This is a genomic window from Bradyrhizobium sp. AZCC 2176 (assembly GCF_036924645.1).
Taxonomy (GTDB): Bacteria; Pseudomonadota; Alphaproteobacteria; order Rhizobiales; family Xanthobacteraceae; genus Bradyrhizobium.
The window spans coordinates 1-26,952 of record NZ_JAZHRX010000001.1 but is presented as its reverse complement, the minus strand read 5'-3'; the positions used below and the strand labels follow the sequence as shown (position 1 = coordinate 26,952).

Annotated in this window: 27 protein-coding genes and 1 pseudogene; 19 read left to right on the top strand and 9 right to left on the bottom strand. The window is 63.1% G+C overall.

Annotated features, from left to right (window positions below; translation table 11 throughout):
• Positions 1–5: 5 nt before the first annotated feature.
• From V1288_RS00140 to V1288_RS00125, 4 genes are all read left to right on the top strand, one after another.
• The gene (locus tag V1288_RS00140; protein WP_442893894.1) at positions 6–1,244 is read left to right on the top strand and encodes an efflux RND transporter periplasmic adaptor subunit; all 1,239 of its coding nucleotides are present in this window, start codon (positions 6–8) and stop codon (positions 1,242–1,244) included.
• A gap of 29 nt (positions 1,245–1,273) precedes the next feature.
• Complete coding sequence (locus V1288_RS00135) at positions 1,274–4,396, top strand: efflux RND transporter permease subunit (RefSeq protein ID WP_334355144.1); 3,123 nt, start codon at positions 1,274–1,276, stop codon at positions 4,394–4,396.
• 105 nt (positions 4,397–4,501) lie between these two features.
• On the top strand, positions 4,502–5,956 hold the full coding sequence (locus tag V1288_RS00130) for a hypothetical protein (protein WP_334355143.1): 1,455 nt from the start codon (positions 4,502–4,504) through the stop codon (positions 5,954–5,956).
• Positions 5,957–5,971: 15 nt separating this feature from the next.
• Positions 5,972–6,880 (top strand): hypothetical protein, encoded by a 909-nt coding sequence (locus V1288_RS00125; RefSeq protein WP_334355142.1) that lies wholly within the window; start codon positions 5,972–5,974, stop codon positions 6,878–6,880.
• Here the strand turns inward: V1288_RS00125 and V1288_RS00120 are convergent.
• Together V1288_RS00120 and V1288_RS00115 are read right to left on the bottom strand one after the other, a co-directional pair.
• Positions 6,868–6,993 (bottom strand): annotated as a pseudogene (locus tag V1288_RS00120) (amidohydrolase family protein); the annotation flags it as partial. The gene V1288_RS00125 and the pseudogene V1288_RS00120 sit on opposite strands and share 13 nt — an antisense overlap.
• Before the next feature lie 29 nt (positions 6,994–7,022).
• Positions 7,023–7,835, bottom strand: a complete 813-nt coding sequence (locus V1288_RS00115; RefSeq protein ID WP_334355141.1) for an isocitrate lyase/PEP mutase family protein — start codon at positions 7,833–7,835, stop codon at positions 7,023–7,025.
• A 119-nt stretch (positions 7,836–7,954) separates the two neighbouring features.
• Between V1288_RS00115 and V1288_RS00110 the strand changes: the two genes are divergently transcribed.
• Positions 7,955–8,872, top strand: a complete 918-nt coding sequence (locus V1288_RS00110) for a LysR family transcriptional regulator (protein ID WP_334355140.1) — start codon at positions 7,955–7,957, stop codon at positions 8,870–8,872.
• 95 nt (positions 8,873–8,967) lie between these two features.
• Here V1288_RS00110 and V1288_RS00105 read toward each other — a convergent pair whose 3' ends face one another.
• On the bottom strand, positions 8,968–9,291 hold the full coding sequence (locus V1288_RS00105) for a DUF1476 domain-containing protein (protein WP_334355139.1): 324 nt from the start codon (positions 9,289–9,291) through the stop codon (positions 8,968–8,970).
• A gap of 316 nt (positions 9,292–9,607) precedes the next feature.
• On the opposite strand from V1288_RS00105, the gene purC reads away from it, so the two are divergent.
• From purC to V1288_RS00080, 5 genes are all read left to right on the top strand, one after another.
• On the top strand, positions 9,608–10,375 hold the full coding sequence (gene purC / locus V1288_RS00100) for a phosphoribosylaminoimidazolesuccinocarboxamide synthase (protein WP_171708996.1): 768 nt from the start codon (positions 9,608–9,610) through the stop codon (positions 10,373–10,375).
• A gap of 10 nt (positions 10,376–10,385) precedes the next feature.
• A complete protein-coding gene (purS, locus tag V1288_RS00095; RefSeq protein ID WP_247516393.1) occupies positions 10,386–10,625 on the top strand; it encodes a phosphoribosylformylglycinamidine synthase subunit PurS in 240 nt (79 codons plus the stop codon).
• 11 nt (positions 10,626–10,636) lie between these two features.
• Positions 10,637–11,338: a phosphoribosylformylglycinamidine synthase subunit PurQ gene (gene purQ / locus V1288_RS00090; protein ID WP_334355138.1), complete on the top strand. Its 702-nt coding sequence runs from the start codon at positions 10,637–10,639 to the stop codon at positions 11,336–11,338.
• Between the two features lie 8 nt (positions 11,339–11,346).
• Entirely contained in the window at positions 11,347–12,312 is a 966-nt protein-coding gene (locus tag V1288_RS00085; protein ID WP_334361150.1) for a tripartite tricarboxylate transporter substrate binding protein BugD, read from the top strand.
• 110 nt (positions 12,313–12,422) lie between these two features.
• Entirely contained in the window at positions 12,423–12,716 is a 294-nt protein-coding gene (locus V1288_RS00080; RefSeq protein ID WP_334355137.1) for a hypothetical protein, read from the top strand.
• A 231-nt stretch (positions 12,717–12,947) separates the two neighbouring features.
• On the opposite strand, the gene V1288_RS00075 is transcribed toward V1288_RS00080, so the two are convergent.
• Positions 12,948–13,436: a PaaI family thioesterase gene (locus tag V1288_RS00075; RefSeq protein ID WP_334355136.1), complete on the bottom strand. Its 489-nt coding sequence runs from the start codon at positions 13,434–13,436 to the stop codon at positions 12,948–12,950.
• A gap of 162 nt (positions 13,437–13,598) precedes the next feature.
• Here V1288_RS00075 and purL point away from each other — a divergent pair, with 162 nt between their 5' ends.
• Entirely contained in the window at positions 13,599–15,803 is a 2,205-nt protein-coding gene (gene purL, locus V1288_RS00070; RefSeq protein ID WP_334355135.1) for a phosphoribosylformylglycinamidine synthase subunit PurL, read from the top strand.
• Positions 15,804–15,928: 125 nt separating this feature from the next.
• Here purL and V1288_RS00065 read toward each other — a convergent pair whose 3' ends face one another.
• Positions 15,929–17,113 carry an acyltransferase family protein gene (locus tag V1288_RS00065; RefSeq protein ID WP_334355134.1) on the bottom strand — a complete coding sequence of 395 codons (1,185 nt, stop codon included), beginning with the start codon at positions 17,111–17,113 and terminating at the stop codon, positions 15,929–15,931.
• A 170-nt stretch (positions 17,114–17,283) separates the two neighbouring features.
• Here V1288_RS00065 and V1288_RS00060 point away from each other — a divergent pair, with 170 nt between their 5' ends.
• Entirely contained in the window at positions 17,284–17,457 is a 174-nt protein-coding gene (locus V1288_RS00060) for a DUF1328 domain-containing protein (RefSeq protein ID WP_334355133.1), read from the top strand.
• Positions 17,458–17,518: 61 nt separating this feature from the next.
• Here the strand turns inward: V1288_RS00060 and V1288_RS00055 are convergent, their stop codons facing one another.
• Entirely contained in the window at positions 17,519–17,878 is a 360-nt protein-coding gene (locus tag V1288_RS00055; RefSeq protein WP_334355132.1) for a DUF427 domain-containing protein, read from the bottom strand.
• 186 nt (positions 17,879–18,064) lie between these two features.
• Here V1288_RS00055 and V1288_RS00050 point away from each other — a divergent pair, with 186 nt between their 5' ends.
• The 3 genes from V1288_RS00050 (at position 18,065) to V1288_RS00040 (ending at position 20,340) form a co-directional block, all read left to right on the top strand.
• On the top strand, positions 18,065–18,319 hold the full coding sequence (locus tag V1288_RS00050; protein WP_334355131.1) for a BolA family protein: 255 nt from the start codon (positions 18,065–18,067) through the stop codon (positions 18,317–18,319).
• Between the two features lie 29 nt (positions 18,320–18,348).
• Complete coding sequence (locus tag V1288_RS00045; RefSeq protein ID WP_334355130.1) at positions 18,349–19,527, top strand: low temperature requirement protein A; 1,179 nt, start codon at positions 18,349–18,351, stop codon at positions 19,525–19,527.
• Between the two features lie 513 nt (positions 19,528–20,040).
• Positions 20,041–20,340, top strand: coding sequence for a hypothetical protein (locus tag V1288_RS00040; RefSeq protein ID WP_334355129.1), 300 nt, complete (start codon positions 20,041–20,043; stop codon positions 20,338–20,340).
• Between the two features lie 66 nt (positions 20,341–20,406).
• Here V1288_RS00040 and egtD read toward each other — a convergent pair whose 3' ends face one another.
• Positions 20,407–21,378: an L-histidine N(alpha)-methyltransferase gene (egtD, locus tag V1288_RS00035; RefSeq protein WP_334355128.1), complete on the bottom strand. Its 972-nt coding sequence runs from the start codon at positions 21,376–21,378 to the stop codon at positions 20,407–20,409.
• A 47-nt stretch (positions 21,379–21,425) separates the two neighbouring features.
• Entirely contained in the window at positions 21,426–22,676 is a 1,251-nt protein-coding gene (egtB, locus tag V1288_RS00030; RefSeq protein WP_334355127.1) for an ergothioneine biosynthesis protein EgtB, read from the bottom strand.
• 305 nt (positions 22,677–22,981) lie between these two features.
• Between egtB and grxD the strand changes: the two genes are divergently transcribed.
• Genes grxD through V1288_RS00010 form a run of 4 tightly spaced genes read left to right on the top strand, consistent with a single transcriptional unit; the run spans position 22,982 to position 26,491 of the window.
• Positions 22,982–23,320: a Grx4 family monothiol glutaredoxin gene (gene grxD, locus V1288_RS00025; protein ID WP_334355126.1), complete on the top strand. Its 339-nt coding sequence runs from the start codon at positions 22,982–22,984 to the stop codon at positions 23,318–23,320.
• Entirely contained in the window at positions 23,317–23,871 is a 555-nt protein-coding gene (locus tag V1288_RS00020; protein ID WP_334361149.1) for an O-acetyl-ADP-ribose deacetylase, read from the top strand. Before grxD ends, V1288_RS00020 begins: the two co-directional genes overlap by 4 nt.
• Before the next feature lie 51 nt (positions 23,872–23,922).
• A complete protein-coding gene (locus V1288_RS00015) occupies positions 23,923–25,206 on the top strand; it encodes a serine hydrolase domain-containing protein (protein ID WP_334355125.1) in 1,284 nt (427 codons plus the stop codon).
• Positions 25,187–26,491 carry a serine hydrolase domain-containing protein gene (locus V1288_RS00010; RefSeq protein ID WP_334355124.1) on the top strand — a complete coding sequence of 435 codons (1,305 nt, stop codon included), beginning with the start codon at positions 25,187–25,189 and terminating at the stop codon, positions 26,489–26,491. Before V1288_RS00015 ends, V1288_RS00010 begins: the two co-directional genes overlap by 20 nt.
• Positions 26,492–26,513: 22 nt before the next feature.
• Here V1288_RS00010 and V1288_RS00005 read toward each other — a convergent pair.
• Positions 26,514–26,952: family 1 glycosylhydrolase (locus V1288_RS00005; protein ID WP_334355123.1), on the bottom strand; the 439-nt coding region annotated here is incomplete at its 5' end.

Here is a 26,952-nt window from a genome sequence, read left to right as displayed (position 1 = left end):
ATAACGTGTTTACCAAGCGATTGCAGACCGTTACCCGGCAGCGGCTGGCCGTTTCTGTCGGCCTGCTGGCGCTTGTTGGTGCGGGCGCGTACGGCTACGCCCAGATCGGCACTCCAAAGCGCGGCCATTCGGAAGTCTCGAGCCAGTCCCGCAAGGGAGGATTGCAGCGCTACACGCCGAGCGCCGCCGAATGGGCCAGCCTGACCATTCAGCCCGTCACCGAACGCGGGTTCCGCGCCGAACACGTCACCGAAGGCAAAATCGCGATCGACGAGGATCGGTCGACGCCGGTGTTCTCGCCCTATGCCGGCCGCGTCACCAGACTTTTGGCCCGCCCGGGCGATCGCGTCGCCAAGGGCCAGCCGCTGTTCGTGATCGAGGCCGCCGACAATGTTCAGGCGCAGAACGATTTCATCGCCGCGATGAGCGCCATGAACAAGGCGAAGTCCGTGCTCGATCTGGCGGAGTTGCAGGGCCAGCGCGCCAAGGACCTCTTCGAAGGCAAGGCGGTTCCGCTGAAGGACTATCAGCAGAGCCAGGCGACGCTGATCCAGGCGCAAAACGACATGCGCGCATCGCAGACGGCGATGGAAGCCGCACGCAACAAGCTGCGCATTCTCGGCCTCACCGATGAAGACATCGCGACCTTCCAGGAGAAGGGCCGCATCAATCCGGAGATCACCATCTTCGCACCGCTCGCCGGCACCGTGGTCCAGCGCAAGATCGGCCCCGGCCAGTATGTCAATGCCGGCGCCAGCGATCCCGTCTACGTGATCGGCGATCTCTCCACCGTCTGGATGACGGCCTTCGTCCGCGAGAGCGATTGCGCAAACGTCGCGATCGGGCAGGACGTGACCTTCAACGTGCTGGCGTTGCCCGGCCAGCCGCTGTCGGCGCGGCTCAACTATGTCGCTACCGCGATCGACCCGGCGACGCGCCGGCTCTTGGTCCGCGCCACCATCGACAACAAGGACTTCCTGCTAAAGCCGGAAATGTTCGCCAACGTCACGATCTATTCGGCGAGCGACCATCCGGCGGTCGGCGTGCCGAAGCAGGCGTTGATCTATGAAGGCGACCAGGTGCGGATCTGGGTCGCGCATGCGGACAAGACGATCGAACTGCGCCAGATCAAGCCCGGCCTCAGCAATGGCGACCTCGTCGAGGTGGTCGGCAATTTGAAGCCCGGCGAGCGGATTGTGACCAAGGGCGCGCTGTTCATCGACCGGGCTGCATCCGGAAGCTGATGCCCCGCTCATTGAAAGCTTCGATCTGAATGGATCGCCTGGTCGCCCTAGCCGTCAGCCGCCGCTACTTGATGGTCGGCATGTTCGTCGCCGTGCTGGTCGGCGGCCTGATCGCGTTCAAGCAGCTCAACATCGAGGCCTATCCCGATCCGACCCCGCCGATGGTCGACATCGTGACGCAGAGCCCGGGGCTGTCGTCGGAGGAAATCGAGCGCTACATCACGATCCCGATCGAGACCCAGGTCGCCGGCATCAAGAACCTGCGCACCATCCGCACCATCTCGCTGTACGGATTGTCCGACGTCAAACTGCAGTTCTCGTTCGACTACACCTATGAGGAGGCGCTGCAGCAGGTGCTGAACCGGCTGTCGCAACTTGCGCCGTTGCCGGGCAATGCCCAGCCGACCATCTCGCCGCTCAGCCCGACCGGCGAGATTTTTCGTTACCGCCTGAAAGGCCCGCCGAACTACAGCGTGCTCGACCTCAAGACGCTGCAGGACTGGGTATTGCAGCGCCGCTTTCGCGCCGTGCCCGGCGTCGTCGACGTCACCGGCTGGGGCGGCAAGACCAAGACCTACGAATTGCAGGTCGATTTCAACAAACTGGTCGCCAACGGGCTGACGCTGCCGCAGGTGCTGCAGGCGGTCGGCAATGCCAACATCAATGTCGGCGGCAACACCGTCAATATCGGCGCGCAATCCGCTGTGGTGCGCGGCGTCGGCCTGATCCGCTCGATCGACGACCTCAACAATACCATGGTGTCGCAATCGGCCGGCAATCCGGTGCTGGTCCGCGACATCGCGCAGGTCACGATCGGCGAGAAGCCGCGGCTCGGTATTGCCGGCCTCGACCAGGACGACGATATCGTGCAGGGCATCGTGCTGATGCGGCGCGGCGAACAGAGCTCGCCGACCATTGCCCGCGTCGAGCAGCTCGTCCGCAGCATCAACAATTCCTCGATCCTGCCGCCCGGTGTGAAGATCGAGCGGATCTACGACCGCAAGGACCTGATCGACATCACCACCCACACCGTGCTGCACAACATGGTGGTCGGCATCATCCTGATCGTGCTGCTGCAGTGGGTGTTTCTCGGCGACCTCCGCAGCGCGCTGATCGTCGGCGCGACGATTCCGTTCGCGCTGTTTTTCGCCGTCATCATCCTGGTGATGCGCGGCGAGTCCGCCAATCTGCTGTCGGTCGGCGCGATCGATTTCGGCCTGATCGTCGACGCCACCGTGATCATGGTGGAGGCGATCTTCCGGCGGCTGACGCAGACCACCGCGCTTTCCGCGGCCGAGCAGAGCCACATCTCCTTCGAGACTACGATGGGGATGAAGAGCCACGCCATCCTGTCCGCGGCCGCCGACGTGTCGCGCTCGATCTTCTTCGCCGCCGCCATCATCATCGCCGCCTTCCTGCCGCTGTTCACGCTGAGCGGCGTCGAGGGCAATATCTTCGGGCCGATGGCGCGGACCTATGCTTACGCTTTGGCGGGCGGACTGATCGCGACCTTTACGGTGACGCCGGCGCTCAGCGCAATCATCCTGCCCTCGCACCTGGATGAAGCCGAAACCTGGGTCGTGAAACGGCTCGACCGGCTGTATGTGCCGGTGCTGAACTGGGCGATCGCAAACCGCAGGATCGTGCTGACCGGCGCTGCCGTACTCGTCCTGATGACGATGGCGTTCGCACGGCTGCTGGGCCTGGAATTCCTGCCCAAGCTGGAAGAAGGCAACCTGTGGATCCGCGCCACGCTGCCGCCGACCATCTCGCTGCAGGAAGGCAACGCCTACGTCAACGAGATGCGCAAGATGATCCGCGCGCGCCCCGAAGTGGAATCGGTGGTGTCGCAGCACGGGCGCCCCGACGACGGCACCGACGCCGCCGGTCTCTTCAACGCCGAGTTCTTCGCGCCCCTGAAGCCCAACAGCGAATGGCCCGACACCCGCGACAAGGACGAACTGACCGCGCAATTGCTCGGCCAGTTGCAGGACAAATTCCCGGGCGTCGAATTCAACTTCTCGCAGTATCTGCAGGACAACGTCTCGGAGGCGGTCTCCGGCGTCAAGGGCGAGAACTCGATCAAGCTCTACGGCAACGATCTGCAGGCGCTGACTGATACGGCCAACAAGATCAAATCCGTGCTCGGCACCGTGCAGGGCGTCACCGACCTTGCGGTGTTCACCTCGCTCGGCCAGCCGACCATCCAGATCGATATCGACCGTGCCCGTGCGGCGCGCTACGGCTTGTCGCCCGGCGATATCAACGCCACCATCAAGGTCGCGGTCGGCGGCGACAGCGCCGGCGACCTCTATGAGCCCGGCAGCGACCGGCATTTCCCGATCATCGTTCGCCTTGCCCCGGAATACCGCAAGAGCGCGGAAGCGATCCATAACTTGCGGATCGGCGTGGCCGGGCCGGGCGGATCGATCACCCAGATTCCGCTCAGCGAGGTCGCCTCGATCAACCTGATCTCGGGCGCGGCCTATATCTACCGCGAAGGGCAGGAACGCTATCTGCCGATCAAGTTCTCGGTTCGCAACCGTGACCTCGGCAGCGCGATCCAGGAAGCACAGGACAAGGTCGCCGCCCAGGTCGAACTTCCGCCGGGGTCGCGCATCGAATGGGTCGGCGAGTTCGGCAATCTGCAGGACGCCATCAAGCGGCTCTCGATCGTGGTCCCAATCAGCCTCGCGCTGATCGGCGTGCTGCTGTTCTTCAATTTCGGCTCGATGGTCGACACGTTGCTGGCGATGAGCGTGATCCCGATGGCGATCTTCGGCGGCGTGCTCGGACTGCTGATCACGGGCATTCCCTTCAGCGTGTCGGCGGCGATCGGCTTCATCGCGCTGTTCGGCATCGCCGTGATGGACGGCATCATCATCCTGTCGCAGTACAACCAGCTCATCGACGAAGGCTATGAGCGGGTGCGCGCGGTGGTCCGCACAGGCGAATTGCAATTGCGGCCGGTGCTGATGACCTGCGTGGTCGCGGGCGTCGGGTTGTTGCCGGCGGCGGTCTCGGAGGGGATCGGTTCGCAGGTGCAAAAGCCGCTGGCGATCGTGGTTGTCACCGGCATGATGCTGGCGCCGATCGTGATTCTGGTGACGTTGCCGGTGCTGATCTCGGTGTTCTCGCGCCGCGCGCGGTAAACTCCCTGTGGGCATGTGCCCATGTTTCCTGCCCACTCGGTTTGTGGTTGACCCAATCCAGCGGCCGTCCCCAGATGTCGGCAGGGACAACCGCGGGAGAACACCATGCGGATCGAGGAAAGCCAGGGATCTACAGGCCAACAGAACGGCCATGCGCAGCCGGCGAAATCGCCGCCGACCGCCGAGCAGATTCTCGGCGAAATCCGCGACTTCTGCCGCGAGACGCAGACCGCTGAATCGACTTTCGGGCGGCTGGTGGTCAATGACGGCAAGCTTGTGTCGCGGCTGCGCGACGGTGCCAGGATCACGACGGGCACGCTCGACAAGGTCCGCGCGTATCTCGCCGAGCACCGGCCCGCTTCGAGCGCAGCGGAAGGCCAACCGTCGCCGTCAGCCAAGCCGCTGAACGGCGCGGCCGCCGCCAACGCCGTAGCGCCGCCGGGCTTCCGATTCTTCGACAATCGCCAGAAATACCTGCTGTTCGTCTCCACCTGCAGTGAGAAGACCGAGGTCGGCAACCGCATCTCGCTAGAGCTTGGCAATCTGCAGCCGGCGCCGCCGGCGCTTCGCATCTTCGACGCCGGTGTCGGCGACGGCACCGTGCTGTCGCGGGTGATGCGGGCGGTGCATGCGCGCTTCCCCACCATGCCGCTCTATGTCGTGGCAAAGGAGATCAGCTACGAAGACGTCCGCCTGATGCTGGAGAAGATGGCGGATCGCCTGTTCGAGCATCCCGCCACCGTGCTGGTCGTCACCAACCTCTATTACGCCGAGGCGCCATGGCTGACGCCGCGCTCGGTGACATCAGCACAAGGCCTGATCTGGAAGGATGTCACGCTGACCGGCAACAGCGCGCACGGCTTCGCCGAGCAGATCGGCGAGCTCGAAGGCTTCCTGGCCGAGAACTGGCGCGCGGGTATCAGCCCGACCACGGGCAATCCGGTCTACCAGCGTCCGGTCATCCTGACGCTGCGGCGCGAGGATCATTCGTTCCTGCTTGACCCGATCATGCCGCGGCCCGGCCGGGTGATGGCCGACTACGATCTCGTCATCGCTTCGCAGCCCTATCGGGCGCGGGCGAGCGTCGAGTTCAAGGCCTCGAAAGTGGTGACGCCGCTGGTCAAGTCGCTGCGGCCGGGCGGGCGGCTGATCGGCATCCATTCACATGGAAGAGATCCCGGCATCGAGATCATCGACCAGGTCTGGCCGGGCGATGATCCCTTCAAGACCGACCGCTACGCGATCCTGCGTCAGGTCAAGCACGAGCTTGGCGCGGCGGCCCGGCACTACAATTTCAACGCCTCCTCCGACGCGCGATCGATCTTCCGTTACCGCATGCACACGCTGCCGGACGAGGTCAGCGGCCCGATCGGGACCTCGACGCTGTTCGCGGCCTGGAACGCCGCGATCTATGTCGCGCAGATCGAGGACAACAGATTGTCGGAGGTGGTCCGCGACGGCCGTTACCTCGAGGCCACCGACCGCGTGCTGAAGAAGCATGGCGGCCTGTGGTTCAACGATGAAACCTATGTGATCTCGCGCCGCCGCGCGCCGGCATGACCTTGGGAGGCGCCCATGACCGTCTCCGATCAGGCATCTCCCAGACTGGCCGCGCTGCTGTCGTCGGCCTCAGTCGAAATCTCCTCGCGCGGGCATCAGATCGCCGAACTGCGTGACCATTTCGCTGAAGGCACCGACGTCACCATCACGTTCCTGCCCGGCGACAATTATCGCCACAATGTCGAGACCGCCACGGCGCTGCGCCGCGCCGGCTACAATCCGGTGCCCCATATCGCGGCGCGCGAAATGGCCTCGCGGGAGGCGCTCGACGATTTCCTGACGCGGGCGCGTGGCGAGGCCGCGGTGTCGCGGATCCTCCTGATCGCGGGCGATGTCGCGGCGGCCAAGGGCCCGTTCAAATCGACGCGCGATGTCTGCAGCAGCGGCTTACTCGAGGCGCACGGGATTGCATCCGTCAGCGTGGCCGGTCATCCCGAAGGCCATCCTTATCTCGAACTGCTGGATGCACTGAACGGCTTGAAGGCGTGGCGCGACTGGGGGCGGCGGACTGGAACGCGGGTCGATGTCGTCACGCAATTCTGCTTCGAGAGCACGCCGATTCTGCAATGGATCGGCGCCCTTGATCGCGCCGGCGTCGATCTACCTGTCATCGTCGGCCTTGCCGGGCCCGCCACGCCGGCGACATTGACAAAATTCGCGCTCCGCTGCGGCATCGGCAATTCGATGCGCGCGGTGCGGGCCCAGATCGGCCGGTTCGGCCGCCTGCTGACGGACACCGGGCCGGACGACGTGGTCAGGGGATTGCGTTGCGCGCCTGCAGCCACGACCGCGCCGATCGCGGGATTTCACCTGTTCCCGTTCGGCGGCCTGCGCAAGGCCGGCGACTGGCTGCGCACTTGCGACCACGACCTGCTCGGACTTGAGCAGGCCGCGATGTCGAGCGCCGGGCTTCAGAACCCGTAAAGCTGTGCCGGGTTGTCGACCAGGATCTTTTTGCGGATCGCCGCGTCCGGCGCCCACACCGGAAGCTGGTTCAACAGCCGCCCGTCGTCGATCTGGAACAGCGGCGTCACATCGCTGATCTTCTTGTCGGCAGGCGTGACTATTACCTGAACGCCGCCCGTACCTCCCTGATCGGCGCCATCTCGCGCACATAGGTGAACGCGCCGTGATCCTTCATCTCGCGGGCGCTCTTTAGGAACGCGGCCAGCGCATAGCGGGCCATCGCGCCACCAACGCTGATGCGCTTGACGCCGGCTTTCGAGAGTTGATCGACGGTCAGCGTCGGATCGGCAAAGCCCATCACCAGATTGAACGGCTTGCCGACCGACGCCACAACGTTGCGGATGGTGTCGATGTCGTGCAGGCCGGGCGAATACAGCACATCGGCGCCAGCCGCCTCGAACGCCTGCAGGCGCTTGATCGTGTCGTCGAGATCTGTGCGGCCGTGCAGGAAGTTCTCGGCGCGCGCCGTCAGCGTGAACGGGAAGGGCAGTGCGCGTGCCGCTTCGACGGCCGCCTGCACGCGCTCGACCGCAAGCGAAAAAGCGTAGATCGGCTGGCGCGGATCGCCGGAAAAATCCTCGATTGAGCCGCCGACGCAGCCTGCCTCAGCCGCGCGCGCGATCGCTTTCGCCGCGGTCTTCGGATCGTCGGCGCCGCAATTCTCCAGGTCGGCGTTGACGGGCAGGTCGGTGGCGTCAGCGATCATCCGGCAGTTCTCGATGATGGCATCAAGGCTGACGGTGGCGCTGCCGAGCGTATTGGCCAAGCCGAGGCTCGTGGTCGCGAGCGCCTCAAAGCCCATCGCGGCGAGCAGCTTTGCGGTGCCGGCGTCCCACGGATTGGGAATGATGAAGGCGCCGGGGTGCGCATGCAGCGCGCGGAACGCTTCGGCTTTTTCTTTTTGGGTTCGCATCGGTGAGCTCCGCTTGGTTTGTTGGCCTGTTCTGGCTGGCGGCGAAACTAGCGGGCTATCTCCCATCAGCCAAATTTGTTATTTCTCTAGATATCATCAGCTTTTTGCATGGACGAAACATGGACAGCGATGCGCTTCTCACCTTCCTGACCGTTCATCGCCGAGGCGGTATTTCGAGCGCGGCGAAGGCGCTGCACCGCTCGCAGCCGGCGATCTCGCGGCGCATTGCGTTGCTCGAGCAGGAGCTCGGTGTGCCGCTGTTCGAGCGGATCGCGGGGCGTACGATGCTGAGCGATGCGGGAAGGGTGATGGTGCCCTATGCCGAGCGCGCGGTCGCCGCCGCGCAGGATGCTGAGAACGCGGTTCGTGCGCTGGCGCGGCCGAATTCAGGGCCGATTGCGCTTGCGGTGGTCGGCACGCTGGCCGGTGGGCGGCTGTCGGCGATCCTGAAACGTTTCGCGGCGGAACACCCCGAGGTCGAATTGAGCCTGCGCACCGCGACCAGCGCGGAGGTCAGCGACATGATACGGCGCGGCGAGGCGACCATCGGCCTGCGCTATGACCTCGACCGCTCGCGTGATCTCGATTGCGAATTGCTGTTTGCCGAACGGCTGCAGGTGGTGTGTGCGGGCGACCATCCGCGCGCCGGCCGCCGGGTCGCAAAACTCGCCGATCTGCGCGGCGAGCGCTGGATCGCCTTTCCCGTGGTGCCGGGACGGCGCGAGATCACGGCGTCACATGTGTTTGCGCTGTTTCAGACCCATGGCCTCGGTGAAATCGACTGGACGCCGGTCGACAGCCTGACCGCGCAGAAGCGCCTGGTTGAAGCCGGCTTCGGCATCGCGCTGCTGTCGGAGAGGAATGCGGCCGAAGAACTGCGCTACGGGACTATCTCGACCATCGGCGTGCGTGATCTCAAGGCGAGCCACGACGTCGTCACGGTAACGCGCCGCGGCGGATTTTTGAGCGCTGCGGCGCGGCGCTTGATGGAGATTGTGCGGAAGGAGTATCGCGGGACGAAGACGCTTAAACATTAGCACGGTCATTCCGGGATGGTCCGAAGGACCAGACCGGAATCTCGAGATTCCGGGTTCGTGCTTCGCACGCCCCGGAATGACGGCTTGGAGGGCGCTTACGTCCCCGCCTTCACCTGCGCGGCGGCCTGCGCCATCAACTCGTCCATCTTGACGCGCACCTCGGCAGCGGTGATGGCGACGCCCTTGGCGGCAAGATCCTTGACGACCTTGTTCTGGACGTCCCGGTCGCCGGCTTCCTCGAAGTCGGCCGAAACCACTTCCTTGGCGTAGGCATTGGCGTCGTCGCCGGACATGCCGAGCTTCTCGGCTGCCCAAAGACCGAGCAGCTTGTTGCGGCGAACCTCGGCCTTGAACTTCTGCTCCTCGTCGAGGGCGAATTTCTTCTCAAAACCTTCCTCGCGCTTGTCGAAAGTGGTCATTCTTCGGTTCCAATCCCCGCAAAAGGTAAATAAGGCCGCGTTGTCGCGGCCCGATCGCCTACCTAGATAGAGGGGGCGAATCGGTAAAACAACAGGCCGTTCGGCCGCAGGCAACCGGGATAAGTTGGCCCCAATTGGGCCGGGTCGATTGTGCTGGATGGGCCAATCGGATAGGTTGCCATCAGGCGAGGTTCTTGTTCTGTTTCCGGTCGTTCTGTCGGGATCTGGCCTTCACGGCAGCTCCGTCGTGGTCGCAAACCCTTGTCATCCGGAGCACACCAATTTCATGGATTTCAACAAAACACGGTACATCCCAATGAGCCGTCGACGCCGTATTTATGAAGGCAAGGCCAAGGTCCTGTATGAAGGCCCGGAGCCGGGAACCCTGATCCAGCACTTCAAGGATGATGCGACCGCGTTCAATGCCAAGAAACACCAGGTGATCGAGGGCAAGGGCGTCCTCAACAACCGGATTTCGGAGTACCTGTTTCAGCACCTCAACGACATCGGGGTGCCGACCCATTTCATCCGCCGTCTCAACATGCGCGAGCAGTTGATCCGCGAAGTCGAGATCGTGCCGCTGGAAGTCGTGGTGCGGAACGTCGCGGCCGGCTCGCTGTCGCAGCGCCTCGGCATCGAGGAGGGCACCCAACTGCCGCGCTCGATCATCGAATTCTATTACAAGAATGACCAGCTCAACGACCCCATGGTGTCGGAAGAGCACATCACCGCGTTCGGCTGGGCGACGCCGCAGGAAATCGACGACATCATGGCGCTCGCCATCCGCGTCAACGACTTCCTGACCGGGCTGTTCCTGGGCATCGGCATCCGTCTGGTCGATTTCAAGATGGAATGCGGCCGGCTGTTCGAGAACGAGATGATGCGGATCATCGTCGCCGACGAAATCTCGCCCGACTCATGCCGGCTGTGGGATATCAAGTCGAACGAGAAGCTCGACAAGGACCGTTTCCGCCGCGACCTCGGCGGCCTCCTGGAGGCCTATACCGAGGTGGCAAAACGGCTGGGCATCCTGATGGAGAACGAGCGTCCGGCCGGTACCGGTCCGGTGCTGGTGAAGAGCTGAGGTCGAGATCGTGAAGGCACGCGTTACCGTTACGTTGAAATCGGGCATTCTCGATCCGCAGGGCAAGGCCATCGAAGGCGCGCTGAAATCGCTCGGCGTCGATGGCGTCGCCAGCGTCCGTCAGGGCAAGGTATTCGACATCGAACTGTCGGGCGCCGACAGGGCCAAGGCCGAGGCGGCGTTGAAGGACGCCGCCGACAAGCTGCTGGCGAATACCGTGATCGAGAATTATCGGGTCGAACTTCTCTAGGCGCGCCTTCCATGAAATCAGCCGTTCTCGTCTTTCCCGGAATCAACCGCGAGCGCGATATGGCGCGTGCGCTGAAACTCGCCTCCGGCCAGGAGGCAGCGATGGTGTGGCATGCCGAGACCGAGTTACCGAAGGGGACCGATCTCGTGGTCGTGCCCGGCGGTTTCTCGTACGGCGATTATCTGCGCTGCGGCGCGATTGCCGCGCGGGCGCCCGTGATGGATGCCGTGCGCAAGTTTGCGGGCGATGGCGGCCTCGTGCTCGGCGTCTGCAACGGTTTTCAGATTCTTTGTGAAGCGGGACTTCTGCCCGGTGTCCTGATGCGCAACGCGCGGCTGAAATTCATCTGCAAGGATGTGCACCTGCGGGTCGAGCGCTCGGATACGCCGTTCACGCGCGGCTACAACGCCGGCCAGGTCATTCGCGTGCCGGTCGCGCATGGCGAGGGCAATTACGAAGCCGACGAGGAGACGGTGAAGCGGCTCGAAGGCGGGGGGCGGGTGCTCTATCGCTATTGCTCCGCTGACGGTGTGGTCGACGAGGAATCCAACATCAACGGCGCCGCGCAGTCGATCGCCGGCATCGTCAACGAGCGCGGCAACGTGCTCGGCATGATGCCGCATCCGGAAAACCACGTCGAAGACATCATGGGCTGCACCGACGGCCGCGGCCTGTTCGCCGGCCTCGCCGCCCATCTGGAAAAAGCGGCGTGAAATTCTTCATGATGCGCTTGATGATGCGCCTGGCCGTTGCCGCTGCGGCCTTCTCGCTTGCCACCGTCGCCCACGCCCAGGACTATCCCAAGCGTCCCATCAGCATGATCGTGCCGTTTGCGGCCGGGGGAACGTCCGACGTGATCGCGCGCGTGGTCGCCGAGGAGATGACCAAGTCGCTCGGGCAGCCGATCGTGATCGAGAATGTCGCGGGTGCCGGCGGCTCGACCGCGCTGACGCGGGCGGCGCGCGCCGAGCCTGATGGCTACACCATCGCGATCGGCAACGCCGGCACGAGTGCCGCGACCTATACGATCTATCCGAAACTGCCGTTCACGCCGGAATCCTTTGTGCCGATTGCGGTGGTTGCGAAAACCTTCGGCATCGTCGCGCTGCGTAAGGATTTTCCGGCGAAGAACCTGCAGGATTTCATCACCTATGCGAAGAAAAATCCCGGCAAGGTCAATCTCGGCCATGCCGGCGTCGGCTCGTCGAATTTCCTGATCTGCAAGAGCTTTGCGCAGGCCGCCGGCATCGACGTGACGCTGGTCGGCTATCGCGGCGCGGCGCCGGCCCTGACGGATGCGATCGGCGGCCAGATCGACGGCGTCTGCGATTCGGCCGCCTCGGTATCGCAGGCGATCGACGACAAGCTGGTGAGGGGTCTCGTCGTCGGCTCGACGGTGCGGCTTGCGACCTTGCCCGAGTTGCCGACATCGGCGGAAGCCGGCCTTCCCGATTTCGAAGCGCAGGGCTGGAACGGCCTGTTCGCGCCGAAGGGCACGCCGCCTGCGGTCATCGCGAAGCTGAACGCCGCGGCCAAGACCGCCGTCGAGAGCGAGGCGGTGAAGAAGCGCTTTCACGATCTTTCCACCGTCGCGCCAGACGCCAACGAGCACGCCAGCGACGTGCTCGGCCAATTGGTAACGCGCGACGTCGAGAAATACAGGAAGCTGCTGGAAGAGAAGAAATAGCGCTCAGCAACGTGTACGAAAAAGCCCCGCGATGCGGGGCTTCTTGTTATCTACCGGTCGGCGAGCCGGGTCCTGTCGGTGCCAGCGTCGAGCCGCTGGGCGATGGATTGATGAGCGTATTCCCCGACGGGTTCGCTGCACTGTTCCGTCCGGCCGCGGCGCTGCCGGCGCTGTTGCTCATGCCGGCATCAGCGGGGCTGCCCGTCGCATTGCCCGTAGTCGTTCCCGTCCCGCTGGTGGAAGATCCCGTCGCCGTGCCGCTTGTTGCCGCGCCTCCCGTAGCCGAACTTCCGCCTGCAGAGCCGCCAGTGGATTGCGCGAGCGCGCAAGTGCCGGTGACTGCCAGCGCTGTTGCCAATCCCATTGTCGCAAGTTTCATGATTGCTCCTCTTCTTGCTACATGAACGCCAAACGAGATCCGTCAGCCTGCGTTCCCGCCTGCCGATCACAGTTCGTTGCTGTTCCGATGAAGATTTTCACTGGCCACAATTGAAATCGCTAACGGCGCGTCGGTCAGCTCTCTGCGGCAGCGCTATCTGTCGCCAGCGATATTTCGCATCCCGGTCGAACTCCAGCAGCGCGCCAGCGCGAGCAGCAAGGCACAGGCGCGCCAGCCGCGGCAGGCCCGTGGCGCGTCAGGTGGCAACGGCGCCTGTGCCTAATGGCTTCTTCCACTTCACCCGCTTGATGGTGCCTGAGAACGTGAACAGCGACCGTTCGCCGGATTTCAGCACGCCGCGCAGGAAGATCAGCGAGCCGCCGGCGCGGGTGATCTCGCCCTCGCATTCGACCATTTCACCCTCGCGCGCCGCATCGAGAAACTCGCAGGCGAACGATACCGTAACACCGGGTCCCTCCAGCACGGAGGAGGCGATCGCAAACAGGCAGTAATCGGCGAACGACATGAAGCAGCCGCCATGGACGTTGCGCATGCCGTTGAGGTGCTTCCTCTCGACCCGGAACGCGCATTGGACGCGCCCGTTTTCGTCCATCCGGTGCCAGAACGGGCCGTTATGGGTCTCAAAACTGTCGCGGGTCCAGGTCCGCCAGCCCTTGAATTCGCCCTCGGTTTCGACATGCAGGTCGGGGCGCTGTTGGAATGCATTTTTGGGGAGTTCGTTCACTAAAAATGGCCCTTCAATTGAGTATTTCCGCCCTTAAATCCGATCCGGGAACGATGTGCAAACGCCGATCCCGCAAACCTCCCCCCGCAAAGCTCTGGACAGGGCGAAAATGCGCCATAAAAGGCCTTTTCGCACCGCCTCGATCTTCCTATTAAGGCACCCATGAACGAGCCCCAGATCACCCCCGAACTCGTCGCCAGCCATGGCCTGAAACCCGACGAGTATGAGCGCATCCTCAAGCTGATCGGGCGGGTGCCGACATTCACTGAGCTCGGGATTTTCTCGGCAATGTGGAACGAGCACTGCTCGTACAAGTCCTCGCGCATTCATCTGCGGGGCCTGCCGACCAAGGCACCGTGGGTGATCCAGGGCCCCGGCGAGAACGCCGGCGTGATCGACATCGGCGACGGCCAGGCGGTCGTGTTCAAGATGGAGAGCCACAACCACCCGAGCTACATCGAGCCCTATCAGGGCGCGACCACCGGCGTCGGCGGCATTCTGCGCGATGTGTTCACGATGGGCGCGCGGCCTATCGCCTGCCTCAATGCGCTCTCGTTCGGCGCGCCGGAACATCCCAAGACGCGCCATCTGGTGTCGGGCGTGGTGGCCGGCGTCGGCGGCTATGGCAATTCGTTCGGCGTGCCGACGGTTGGCGGCCAGATGCGTTTCCACACCCGCTATGACGGCAACATCCTGGTCAACGCAATGGCGGTTGGGCTGGCCGAGACCGACAAAATTTTCTACGCCGCGGCGTCCGGCGTGAACATGCCGATCGTTTATCTCGGCTCCAAGACCGGCCGCGACGGCATTCACGGCGCCTCAATGGCGTCGGCCGAGTTCGACGACGATTCCGCCGAGAAGCGGCCGACCGTGCAGGTCGGCGATCCCTTTGCGGAAAAGCTCTTGCTGGAGGCCTGCCTCGAAATCATGGAAGCCGATTGCGTGATCGCGATCCAGGACATGGGCGCGGCCGGCTTGACGTGCTCGGCGGTCGAGATGGGCGCCAAGGGCGATCTCGGCGTCGATCTCAATCTCGACGCGGTGCCGACGCGCGAAACCGGCATGAGCGCCTACGAGATGATGCTCTCGGAAAGCCAGGAGCGCATGCTGATGGTGCTCAAGCCCGAGAAGGAAAAAGAGGCCGAGGCGATCTTCAAGAAGTGGGGGCTCGACTTTGCCGTGGTCGGCTACACCACGCCGAGCAAGCGCTTCGTGGTCAAGCATGGCGGCGACGTCATGGCCGATCTGCCGATCAAGGAATTGGGCGACGAGGCGCCGGTCTATGACCGCCCGCATGTCCCGTCTGTGGCATTGCCGGTGGTGCAGGCGCGCGAGGTAAACCCGCCGATCGGTATTTCCGCGGCGCTGGAAAAGCTGATCGCGACGCCCGAGCTGTGCTCGAAGCGCTGGGTCTGGGAGCAATACGATCACGTCATTCTCGGCAATACCGTGCAGCGTCCCGGCGGCGACGCGGCGGTGGTGCGCGTCGAGGATGGGCCGAAGGGGCTCGCACTCACCGTCGACGTGACGCCGCGCTATTGCGAAGCCGATCCGTTCGAAGGCGGCAAGCAGGCGGTGGCGGAAGCCTGGCGCAACATCACGGCGGTCGGCGGCCGTCCGCTGGCGATCACCGACAATCTGAATTTCGGCAATCCGGAGCGGCCCGAGATCATGGGCCAGTTCGTCGGCTGCCTGAAAGGTATTTCCGAGGCCTGCAGTGCGCTCGATTTCCCGGTCGTCTCCGGCAACGTCTCGCTCTACAACGAAACCAATGGCCGCGGCATTTTGCCGACGCCGTCAATCGGCGGCGTCGGCCTGCTCGACGATTTCGCCAAATCCGCCACGCTGGCCTTCAAGGCTTCCAATGAGGCGATCCTGCTGATCGGCGACGTCCAGGGCTGGCTCGGGCAATCGGTATACCTGCGCGATATCTGCGGCCGCGAAGAGGGCGCGCCGCCGCCGGTTGATCTCGCCGCCGAAAAGCGCAATGGCGACGTGGTGCGCGGCATGATCCACGCCGGCACCGCAACCGCGGTACATGACGTTTCCGACGGCGGCTTGCTGATCGCGCTCGCCGAGATGGCGATTGCCAGCGGCATCGGCGCGCAGCTATTGGCGGGGCCGGCCTCGATCGTGCCGCACGCCTACTGGTTCGGCGAAGACCAGGCGCGCTACATCGTCACGGTGCCGGCGGCGGATGCCGGCCTGGTGCTGGCCAAGATGAAGGGCGCGGGCGTGCCCTGCGCGCGGATCGGCACCACCGGCGGCGACGCGATTGCGGTTGCGGGCGAGGCACAGGTTGCGGTGAATGCGCTCAAGTCAGCGTTCGAGCACTGGCTGCCGGCCTATATGAGCGGCAAGGCGTAGGCTCTTGTAGCCCGGAGTAGCCAACGGGTCGCGCGAATGCGCGCCCGATGACAGGCTCCGCGAAATCCGGGACGGTCTCTCCGTGAATCCCGGGTTGCGCTGCGCTCCACCCGGGTTACGGACTGTCAAAGCACTCTCGTCGCGCCCGGGATCTGCCGCAACGCTCGCGTCAGCGCCCAGCTCGCCGCGATTGTCAGCACCAGCCCGATCGTGGCCTTGACGATCGCTGGAAGGTCATAGTCGAACAGCCAGTATTGCAGCCACAGTGCGATCGGGTAGTGCACCAGGAACATCCCGTAGGCGTCCGCCTGCATCGGATCGAGCAGCTTGGCTGAGCCTGATTGCCTGAACCTCTGGAAAAACGCCAGGATCAGAAACATGATGGCCACGCTGAAGACAGTGAAGCAGATGGCATAGAGCCCCTCATACCAGTCCGGCAACGGCGACGGGTTGCCGAGTATTTCGCGCTTGATGAAGATCAGCACCCACAAGAGGCAATACGGAACGATCGCCAGCACCAGCCAGTCCCAGCTGACTTTCGCCATCCGGCCGTCTGCAGCGAGCAGCCCGCGATCCATTTGCGCAACGCCGATGCCGGCACCGAAAAAGAAGTAGCTCGCATAGAGCATCACGCGTCCGTGCTGCACTGAGAACGGCCCGAACTCGAACCAACTGCTTGGTCCGTAGTGAACCAGCCCTGGAACATAGAACGCAGCGGTGACGGCAAGCATGATCGCGAAGAACACTGCGGGCCGGCGACGACCGTGCAGCGAGAGGCGGTTGATCGGATCGAGCAGGTTGGGTGATAGCCGGTACAAGATGCAGGCCACCACGTCGAAACTGAGCAGGACCCAGAGGAACCAGATCGGCCCGCTCGGCCACGGGCCCTTCGTGACCATATTCCACCAGTATTCCGAAAAGCCGATCTCGGGCTGGTGCCGCAGCGAGATAGCGTAATAGGCGAGCGGAATGACCGTGAAGGCGCAGATCACGAAGGGTAGGCCAAGCCGAAGCAGGCGATCGGTCAAATAGCTCAGCGGTCCCTTCCGGGCGATACCAGACCAGGCGAACAGTCCCGACAGGAAGAAGAACATCGCCATGAAGAAACTGTCGGTGGCGAGCACGACCATGTCGAAGCCGAAGAAGTACTTCGGATCGGTGTGGCCGAAGTAAGTATAGGGGATGACGGCATGGTGGAGCAGCACTACCAGCGTCAGGAAGGTCCGGGCGCGATCAAGCGAAAGGTTTCGCGATTTGGCTTTGGGCACTGCGCTGACGTCGGCATGCCCCATGGTGGAAATCGATGTCATGCAGGCCTCCCGGCCAGGCTATGTGGTCAAATGTTGCAGCCGGGAACTTGATTCAGCAAGGACGAATTGTGCCCGGCCGGGTTGCTGAGGAACCCGCGACGCAACCCGCAGTTAGAACCAAGTGGATGATCGGCCGCCATTGGCGCGGCCATGGGGTCGCGGAGCAAGCAATGACAATTCTCAAATGGGCGCTGATCTTCTTTCTGGTGTCGATCGTTGCCGGCATTCTCGGCTTCACCGGCATTTCGGCGGCTTCTGCCGACATCGCCCGCTTCCTGTTCTATGTCTTCGTCGTGATCTTCCTGGTACTCCTGGTCCTCGGGCTTACGATCTTCAGGGCTTAGCTCCACGCAGCATTCCGGGTTCGATGCTTTTCGCATCGCTCCGGAATGAGGTTGCCTCCTACTACGCCACTTCCTCGATCGTCACCTTGTCCGGATAGAACGCCAGATGGCCTGCGATCTCGGCCATGGCCGGGAAGGGCGTCTCATAGGTCCAGATCGAATTTTCGATGCTCCTGCCGTCGGCATTGATGCTGAAGTAGTTCGCATCCCCCTTGTAGGGGCAGTGCGTGGTCCGTTCGGTGCGGGCCAGGAGCGCCATATTGGCATCCTCGCGCGGCACATATTGCACCGCCGGATAGCTGGCTTCCTTGAGGGTCAGCGCGCGGGTGGTCTCGGCGATGACCACGCCGCCGGCCGAGACCCGGACGCGCTTGGGGTTTGCCGTAATCGTGATCGGATGGTCGGGACCGGGCAATTTCATGATTTTGAGCCTCTTTTTCTGTCAGCCCGAAATGATAGGGCGCGACGGGATCTCGCGGTGTCAAACGGTTCGGGCCCGGGATATAGTGCCGCCAGGCGTGACCTAGAAGAGCCTACGCGCTAGGTTCGGCCGTCACGGTCGCGCGAGCCGGCCGTGATTCGAAGCACCTGACGGAGACATGCTGGAATGCCGATGGACGCCCACGATATCGAATCGATGATCAAGGCAGCTATCCCCGATGCCGAGGTGACGATCCGCGATCTCGCAGGCGACGGCGACCATTACGCCGCGACCGTGATTTCGGAATCCTTCCGCGGCAAGTCGCGCGTGCAGCAGCACCAGATCGTCTACCAGTCGCTCAAGGGACAGATGGGCGGCGTGCTGCACGCGCTGGCGCTGCAAACCGGGGTACCTGGGGGACCCGGAGTGCCGGAAAGCTAGCCCCGACGGGCGGCAGCGGGGGCACATCGATGACGGACAGTCCACACGGCGCGATGTTTCGCCAGATCGCGCCGCACCAGCATCACCGCGTGACGTATGCCGAGCTGTTCTTCGATCTCGTCTTCGTCTTTGCGGTTACCCAGATCTCGCACACGCTGCTGGCGCACTTTACGCCGCTAGGCGTAGTGCAGGTCACGCTGCTGTTTCTTGCGGTATGGTGGGTGTGGGTCTTCACCTCCTGGATCACCAATTGGCTCGATCCCGAAAAGACCCCGGTTCGCCTCCTGCTGTTTGCGATGATGCTGGGCGGGCTGGTGTTGTCGACCTCGATTCCGGCGGCGTTTGACGGGCGCGGTTTGTGGTTTGCCATTGCCTATGCGGCGATGCAGGTCGGCAAGACGATATTTCTGTGGTTGTCCACGCCGCCGTCGCGCCCGCGGACACGCATGAATGCAATCCGGATCGCAGCGTGGCTGTCGATGTCGGCGATCTTCTGGATCGCGGGCGGATTGGCGCAGGGCCAGTCGCGCCTCGTGTTTTGGACGATCGCGCTTGCCATCGAATATATCTCACCGGCGGTGCGGTTCTGGATACCCCGATATGGCGCATCTTCCGTCGCGGACTGGGTGATCGAAGGCGGCCATATGGCCGAGCGCTGCGCGCTGTTCGTCATCATCGCGCTCGGCGAATCCGTCGTCGTAACGGGCGCAACATTTGCCGAGCTGGCCTGGTCGGCCGAAAGCCTTGCCGCGTTCGTTTCGGTGTCGGCCGGCAGCATCGCCATGTGGTGGATCTATTTCCACATCGGTGCGGAAGCCGGCTCCGAGCAGATATCAAAATCGAGCGAGCCGGGAAGGCTGGCGCGGCTCGCCTATACCTATCTGCACATGCCGATCGTCGCCGGCATCATCGTTTCGGCAGTAGCGGACGAACTGGTGCTGAAGCACCCGGGCGGTCATTCCGATCTCAAGACAGTAATAAGCGCGATCGGCGGTCCCTTGCTGTTTCTGTTCGGGACCGTCCTGTTCAAGTACAGCTTTCGCGGCTTCCTTCAGCTCTCGCACGGGGCCGGCATCATCGCGCTCTGCATGCTTGCCTGGTTCGCAAGCGAGCTGTCGCCGCTGATGCTGTCGACCCTGACCACCGCGATCATGATCGTGGTCGCGGTGTGGGAAACGATCTCGCTGCAACCCGATCCGGGAGGGTAGCACCTTTAATCAGGCAGCGATCGCCTGACCGGCATCATTGGCGAGGTGCTGTGCTGATCGACGACGTTTCGAAGAACGAGAGTTGACAATTGCACGACGAGCGCCCGCAGTCTGGCGTTCTCTTCAATAAGGGACGCCCGTTCGGTGTCCACCTCTTGATCCCAGGCATGGTCCCCGTGAACGGACGACGAGCTGGAAAATTCCTTCCGATTGCCGGACGCTGGATACGCATTTCCCATGACTGACATCCCCTGGCACGAACTCACCCCTAGCCGAGCCTGCCGTGGAAATTCAACTGAGTCCGCGTCAAAAGTTGGACCTTTCGAAGGGCAAACGACAGCGTAGATGGAGCGTTTTGCGGGCGGGTCGATAAAGATGAAGATTTGTTAAGAAGTTTGTCTATAGTGAGCGCGGAAGGTGCGGGGACGCGCGGCGGCGTAGCACTTTCCATCAGACCTTGACCAGCGCGATTCACTCAGTGCCCACGGGGATCCGTGGTGGGAATACGCGCCTATGAAACAAAGTGAAGCAAGAGTACGCATCATTCAGGAGTGGGACCGCTGGATCTTGACGCAGTCGATCGAGCAGGACGGACCAACTGGAAAAGACTCGTTGAAGTTCTTCCACGAATTGCAGGACGCTGGATCTCCGCTGTTGGATTTCCAGTCTCGCGGGCAGGACAAGTGGCGGATCATTCATGCATGGTTGCTGGGTGCAGACCGATTGTCCGATGACTGGATATCTGTTGCGCCCCGGATCGCCCCAGCACGCAGGCTGCGACCGGACCGCAGGCGATCGGACTGCAAGACGTGAATTGCCAGGCCTTGAAATCAGGATCTGAAATGCACAGACCTGAACTGCAAGGTCACGGACCACTCCTCAGTCTGACGCCACCAGCGCGTGAACCGAAAACATCCGGTCACGATCGGTCCAGGATTCCCGCACCGCCCAGCCGGAGTCGCGCGCCAGTACGGTGAAGCGGTCGAGGCTGTATTTGTAGCTCGACTCGGTATGGATGCTCTCACCCGGCCGGAATGAAAAATTTCGTCCGAGGATGCGCACGGTCTGCGCCTTCTTGGCGATCAGGTGCATCTCGATGCGATGGCGTTCGCGATTATAGACCGAGCGGTGCATGAAGGCGGAAACGTCGAAATTGCCGCCGAGCTCGCGGTTGATGCGGACCAGAACGTTGAGATTGAATCGCGCGGTGACGCCGGCAGCGTCGTTGTAGGCATCATAAAGCACACGCTCGTTCTTTTCGAGGTCGACGCCGATGATCATCTGCGCGCCTTCGCCGAGAATCTCGCGCGCGCTGCGCAGGAAGGCGCGCGCTTCATGCGGCTCGAAATTGCCGAGCGTCGATCCCGGAAAGAACCCGACCTTGGGCATCCCTTCGATCTCGGCCGGCAGGGCAAATGGCGCGGTGAAATCGGCGGCAACCGGATAAACGCCGAGCTCGGGAAAATCCTTGCGCAAGGCGCTGGCCTGCGCATTCAGGAAGTCGCCGGAAATGTCGACCGGGACATAGGCGCTGAAATCGCAGCGCTCCAGCAGCAGGCGGACCTTGGTGGTCGCGCCGGCGCCGAATTCCACCAGCGCTGCGCCCTTGGGGATGATGGCAGCGATTTCGTCGCCGCGGCTGCGCAGAATGCCGAGCTCGGTGCGGGTCGGATAATATTCCGGCAGGACCGTGATCTGCTCGAACAGCTCGGAACCTGCGGCGTCGTAGAAATATTTCGGCGACAGGCGCTTGGGAAATTGCGAGAGGTCGCCGATCACGTCGCCGGCAAAGACGGAGGTCTGCTCATCGAACGGGTAGCTTTGGGCCAAAGCGGCGGCGTGCACATTCATGATACTCTCCTGAACGCGCTTTCCGGCGCGCTGTGATCCATGTTGGGTCAGGCGTAATCGGCGAGGCGTAACCCCGTGAATTGCCAGCGGTGGTGCGGATAGAAGAAGTTGCGGTAGGTGATACGGCTGTGGCCGGGTGGGGTTGCAAGCGAGGAGCCGCGCAGCACCAACTGGTTGACCATGAACTTGCCGTTATATTCGCCCAGCGCACCCTCGATGGCGCGGTAGCCGGGGTAGGGGGAGTAGGCGCTGCGGGTCCACTGCCAGACGATGCCGAAGGCATCGTTGAGCTGGCCGGCGCGGGCGGCGACTTCCCATTCCATCTCGGTCGGCAGATGGCGGCCGGCCCAGCGTGCAAACGCGTCCGCCTCGTAATAGCTGACATGGCTGACCGGGGCGGACGGGTCGACCGGCTGCAATCCGCCGAGCGTCATGATCCGCCATTCGCCGTCGATCTGGCGCCAGTGGCCGGGCGCCTGCCAGCCCTCATTGGCGACGGTGGCAAAGCCGTCCATCAGCCACAGCGTGGCCGTGCCGTAGCCGCCATCCTTCATGAAGGCCAGCCATTCGGCATTGGTGACGAGATTGCGGGCGAGCCTGACCGGGCCGACCAGCGCGCGGTGCGCGGGCTTTTCATTGTCGAAATGGAAGCTGTCGTCGGTGTGCCCGACCGTGTGGATGCCCTCGTTGAGGGTGACCCATTCCTCTGCCGAACGCTGCGATGCCGGGAAGCGCCAGGATGGATCATAGGCCGGCGGAATCGGGTTCTGCGCAAAGGCGTGCAGGATGTCGGTCAGCATCAATTCCTGATGCTGCTGCTCGTGGTTGAGGCCAACCTCGACCAGGGGGGCGAGCTGGGCGAGGCGCTCTTCGCCGGCGGTCTGGAAGAATTTGACCACAGCCGCATCGACATGCCGGCGATAGGCGGTGACTTCGTCGGCGCTCGGGCGGGTCAAATGGCCGCGCTGGTGACGGGCGTGCCGGGGACCGGCGCTGACATAGTAGGAATTGAACAAAAACGCGTAGTCAGGGTGGAAGGGCTGGTAACCCTCGCAGTGCTCGCCGAGCAGGAATTGCTCGAAGAACCAGGTGGTATGGGCGCGATGCCATTTGGCCGGGCTGGCGTCGGGCATCGACTGGATGAGCTGATCCTCGGGGCTCAAGGGTGCGGCCCGGCGCTCGGTCTCGCCGCGGACGGCCAGATAGGCTTCCACCAAATTCTGGGCGAGGGTGCCTGAATCGGAGAAAAGTGACGGGGTAGGGCTGGAAAGCGACGCGGCGGATACTGATTTCGTCACAGGTGTCTCCGGTGAGCGGGGAGAACGTTAGTCCGGCAAACTGGTTCCCGACGGGCGGTCCGTCCTAGATAGGGGTTCCGATCCGGGAAAAAAGCCTTCGCCCGCTATGATATTGATGTCGTCAGACTATGGGCGCTGGTCGCCCGGGGGGCCCCCGATTGGCCCTGCCCATGCCGGCTCCTCGCCATTTTACTTTGGATGCACAACGGTTTGGGCTACATATATGACAAGTAATCGGGTTAAACGGGACGAGCCGGCCCGTGAGAAGAAAGCCGCCAGGGGCCAAAGCCCCAAAAGGAAGCAATATGAACATCGAGCAATTCATCGACAACGAAGTGAAGTCGAACGACGTCGTGCTGTTCATGAAGGGGACGCCGCAGTTTCCGCAGTGCGGTTTCTCCGGCCAGGTGGTGCAGATCCTCGACCACGTCGGCGTCGGCTACAAAGGCCTGAACGTCCTGGAATCGGCCGAACTTCGCAACGGAATCAAGGAATATTCGAACTGGCCGACGATCCCGCAGCTTTACGTCAAGGGCGAGTTCATCGGCGGCTGCGACATCATCCGCGAGATGTTCCAGGCCGGCGAGTTGCAGCAGATGCTCGCCGACAAGGGCGTCACCGTCGGCGCGGCGGCCTCGGCCTGAGCGGGCCCGCGCGCCAGATCGGCAGAGCGCGGCTGGAAGTCATCGTTGCCGACATCACCACGCTGCGCGTTGACGCCATCGTCAACGCCGCGAATTCGTCGCTCCTTGGCGGGGGCGGCGTCGATGGCGCGATCCATCGGGCGGCGGGGCCGGAGTTGCTCGCGGAGTGCCGCACGCTAAATGGCTGCGCAACGGGCGACGCCAAGATCACCCGGGGATACCTGTTGGCGGCGAGGCATGTGATCCACGCCGTCGGGCCGGTCTGGCACGGCGGCAACCATCGCGAGGATGAACTGCTCGCTTCCTGCTATCGCCGCTCGATCGAACTGTGCGCGACGCACGGCCTTGTTTCGGTGGCCTTTCCCGCGATCTCAACGGGCGTCTATCGCTTCCCCGCCGAACGCGCGGCCGGCATCGCCGTTCAGACCGTCGTTGATACGCTCTCGGCTGCGCCCGCACTGGAGCGGGTGATCTTCTGCTGCTTCTCCGACGCCAGCGCGGAGTTGCATCAGGCGGCATTGAACACCTTCGGTAGGCCTTGTGCCGACTGACAGGCCACCGCTACACTCCCCTGCGAATTCCGGGGAGAGGGGTACGATCCAATGAATTCATCAGGAATGCTGCGCGCGCTGGTTTTCGGCGCGCTGATGCTTGCCACGCTGTCGTCCGCCCGCGCCGAAGGCGCCTTCGATATTCCAGCGGGCGCGCATTTCAGCAAGGACAAGCTTGCGAAGATCACCGAGTTCTTCAAGAACGAGGTGGCGACGGGGAAGATCGCCGGCGCCAACGTCCTGATCCAGCAGCACGGCAAGCCGGTCTATCACGAAACCTTCGGCGTCCAGGACGTCGTGTCCAAGACGCCGATATCGGACAAGACCATCTTCCGCCTCTCTTCGCTGACCAAGGCGATCACCTCCGTTGTGGCGATGCAGTTGGTCCAGGACGGCAAGATCAAGCTCGACGATCCCGTCTCGAAGTACATTCCCTCCTTCGCCAATATGAAGGTCGGTGTGGAGAAAAAGGCCGAGGACGGCACCAGGACGCTCGAACTGGCGCCGCTGACCCGGCCTATTACCATTCTCGACCTGATGCGTCATACCTCCGGGATCACCTATGGCTTCTATGGCGACAGCCTGGTGCGCAAGGCTTACAAGGAGGCCAATCTCTACGCGGGCGAATTCGACCTTGCCGAATTTGCCGAGCGGATCGCCAAGCTGCCGCTGCACAACCAGCCGGGCGCTCTCTGGCAATACGGCCATTCCACCGACATCCTGGCGCGGATTATGGAGATCGTGTCCGGAAAATCATTGTTCGAGATCGAAAAGGAAAAGCTGCTCGATCCGCTCGGCATGACCGACACCGGCTTCTTCGTTACCGAACCGGAGCGGCTCAACCGGCTCGCCCAGCCGGTGCCGAACGACAGTGATTTCCGGGTCGGCCGCTTGTACAGGACTGAAGTTCGCCAGAAATGGGAATCCGCCAGCGGCGGCATGGTTTCGACCATGTCGGACTTCTCGAAATTTGCGCAAATGCTGCTCAATGGTGGGACGTTCGAGGGCAAGACCTATCTCAGCCCGAAGACGTTCGAGCTGATGGCATCGGACCACATCGGCAAGGACTCCGGTGTTGCGCGGGATCATTACTATTTTCCCGGTGACGGCTTCGGCATGGGGCTCGGGCTGGCCGTGCGCACCGATCCCGGCAACGCCAAGCCGCCGCCGCCGGGATCGCTCGGCGAACTCAAATGGGACGGCGCCGCCGGCTGCTATATGGTGGTCGACCGCAAGCAGGACATGTTCTTCGTGGTGCTGGAGCAGACGCCGACGGAGCGCCAGCGCGTCCAGCGGACGCTGAAGCAGTTGGTCTATGAAGCGCTGGAGAACTAGCGGCGCCGCAGAGCGCTGCCTTGTTGTAGCGGCGCTGGCCATTCTCCTGGCCGCGGCACGGCTGCATGAGGTGCGAGCCGAGCCGAAAGCGCCGAACGCGCCCACTTTCTCACGCGCGGCGCTTGACCGGATCGGGGACCAGGTTCGCAATGAAGTCTCTGCCGGCAAGATTCCCGGCGCAATCCTGCTGATCCAGCAGCACGGCAAGCCGGTCTATCTCGAGTGTTTTGGCGTCCGGGATCCGGCGACGGGCCAGCCGATGCCGCCGGACGCGATTTTCCAGATCTATTCGATGTCGAAGGCCGTCACCTCGGTGGCCGCGATGATGCTGCTCGACGACGGCAAGCTGGCCCTCGACGATCCCGTGTCGAAATACATTCATGCCTTTGCCGATGCAAAAGTCGGCGTCGATCTTTCCGATGAAGCCGGACAGTATCCGCTCAAGCTCGAGCCGTTGAAGCGCCCGATCACGATCAGGGACCTGCTGCGGCACACGTCGGGTATTACCTATGGCTTCTTCGGCGAAACCGCGGTGCAGAAGCTCTATGCCGATCCCAAACTATACGCCGGCGATTTCGACAACGCCGAATTCGCCGACCGGATAGCTACACTGCCGCTCGCCGACCAGCCCGCAACACGCTGGAACTACAGCCATTCAACCGACGTGCTCGGCCGTGTCGTCGAGGTGGCGTCGGGGCAAACGTTGTTGCAATTCGAGAAGCAAAGATTGTTCGATCCGCTCGGCATGTCCGAGACCGCGTACTACGTTGCGGATAAGTCGAAGTGGCCGCGCGTCGCCCAGCCATTTCCCGTCGATCGTCTTCGGGTGGCCGGAATCAACGAGCCGACAGTGGCACGGCGCTGGGAATCCGGCGGAGCGGGTCTGGTCTCGACGACCGCCGACTACGCCCGCTTCCTGCAAATGCTGCTGAATGGAGGCGAGCTCGACGGCAAGCGGTACCTCAAGCCCGAGACCGTCGCGCTGATGACGTCGGATCAGATCGGGCCGGAGACCGGGATCATCCATGACCCCTTCTATTTTCCGGGCCCGAGCAGCGGCTTTGGCCTTGGCTTCGCCGTGCGCACCTCGCCGCCGCCGAATACGACATGGCCGCTGGGCGAATACCGCTGGGACGGCGCGGGCGGCAGCTTCTATTTTGTCGATCCCCAGGACGACCTGCTCGTTGTCTTCATGGTGCAGGCCCCGACGCAAGGCGGCCGGATCCAACTGGCGCTGAAGACGATGATGTTTGAGGCGCTGGGCAAGGGCCTGCGCAAGGATTGATAAAGGATTGAGGATCGCCTGATCACGCCACGGTGTTTCGCGCGATCGTCTCGCGATAGAACGACGCGCTCAGCTTGGGCGTCCGACGCCTGGTCTCGAAGTCGACGTGATAGATGCCGAAGCGCTGTTCGTATCCGTCCGACCATTCGAAATTGTCCATCAGGCTCCATAGGAAGTATCCGAGCACGGGCAAGCCCTCGGCGGTCGCGCGCTGCAACTGCGTCAGATAGTTGCGCAGATACATGATGCGATCGACGTCGTAGATGGTACCGTCCGCGGCCGGTTGGTCGCTCGCCGATGTTCCGTTCTCGGTGATGTAGATCGACTTCACGTTCCATAGTTTGGCCACATGGCGCGGCACCCAATATAACACCTCGGGGCCGGGCCTGAGCCAACCCGCTTTCATGTGCGGAAACGAGGCCGGAAACGGCGCCAGCGCAAAGCCGCGCGCGTTGTCGGCG

Coding starts and splice junctions, on each gene's coding strand:
- V1288_RS00125 (WP_334355142.1), top strand. CDS start 5,972: ATGACCGTCTCCGATCAGGCATCTCCCAGACTGGCCGCGCTGCTGTCG.
- purQ (WP_334355138.1), top strand. CDS start 10,637: ATGAAATCAGCCGTTCTCGTCTTTCCCGGAATCAACCGCGAGCGCGAT.
- grxD (WP_334355126.1), top strand. CDS start 22,982: ATGAACATCGAGCAATTCATCGACAACGAAGTGAAGTCGAACGACGTC.
- V1288_RS00115 (WP_334355141.1), bottom strand. CDS start 7,835: ATGCGAACCCAAAAAGAAAAAGCCGAAGCGTTCCGCGCGCTGCATGCG.
- V1288_RS00135 (WP_334355144.1), top strand. CDS start 1,274: ATGGATCGCCTGGTCGCCCTAGCCGTCAGCCGCCGCTACTTGATGGTC.
- V1288_RS00080 (WP_334355137.1), top strand. CDS start 12,423: ATGAGCGTATTCCCCGACGGGTTCGCTGCACTGTTCCGTCCGGCCGCG.
- V1288_RS00065 (WP_334355134.1), bottom strand. CDS start 17,113: ATGACATCGATTTCCACCATGGGGCATGCCGACGTCAGCGCAGTGCCC.
- purC (WP_171708996.1), top strand. CDS start 9,608: ATGAGCCGTCGACGCCGTATTTATGAAGGCAAGGCCAAGGTCCTGTAT.
- V1288_RS00010 (WP_334355124.1), top strand. CDS start 25,187: ATGAAGCGCTGGAGAACTAGCGGCGCCGCAGAGCGCTGCCTTGTTGTA.
- V1288_RS00060 (WP_334355133.1), top strand. CDS start 17,284: ATGACAATTCTCAAATGGGCGCTGATCTTCTTTCTGGTGTCGATCGTT.
- V1288_RS00015 (WP_334355125.1), top strand. CDS start 23,923: ATGAATTCATCAGGAATGCTGCGCGCGCTGGTTTTCGGCGCGCTGATG.
- V1288_RS00130 (WP_334355143.1), top strand. CDS start 4,502: ATGCGGATCGAGGAAAGCCAGGGATCTACAGGCCAACAGAACGGCCAT.
- V1288_RS00050 (WP_334355131.1), top strand. CDS start 18,065: ATGCCGATGGACGCCCACGATATCGAATCGATGATCAAGGCAGCTATC.
- V1288_RS00055 (WP_334355132.1), bottom strand. CDS start 17,878: ATGAAATTGCCCGGTCCCGACCATCCGATCACGATTACGGCAAACCCC.
- egtD (WP_334355128.1), bottom strand. CDS start 21,378: ATGAATGTGCACGCCGCCGCTTTGGCCCAAAGCTACCCGTTCGATGAG.
- V1288_RS00085 (WP_334361150.1), top strand. CDS start 11,347: ATGATGCGCTTGATGATGCGCCTGGCCGTTGCCGCTGCGGCCTTCTCG.
- V1288_RS00110 (WP_334355140.1), top strand. CDS start 7,955: ATGGACAGCGATGCGCTTCTCACCTTCCTGACCGTTCATCGCCGAGGC.
- purL (WP_334355135.1), top strand. CDS start 13,599: ATGAACGAGCCCCAGATCACCCCCGAACTCGTCGCCAGCCATGGCCTG.
- V1288_RS00105 (WP_334355139.1), bottom strand. CDS start 9,291: ATGACCACTTTCGACAAGCGCGAGGAAGGTTTTGAGAAGAAATTCGCC.
- V1288_RS00040 (WP_334355129.1), top strand. CDS start 20,041: ATGAAACAAAGTGAAGCAAGAGTACGCATCATTCAGGAGTGGGACCGC.
- V1288_RS00045 (WP_334355130.1), top strand. CDS start 18,349: ATGACGGACAGTCCACACGGCGCGATGTTTCGCCAGATCGCGCCGCAC.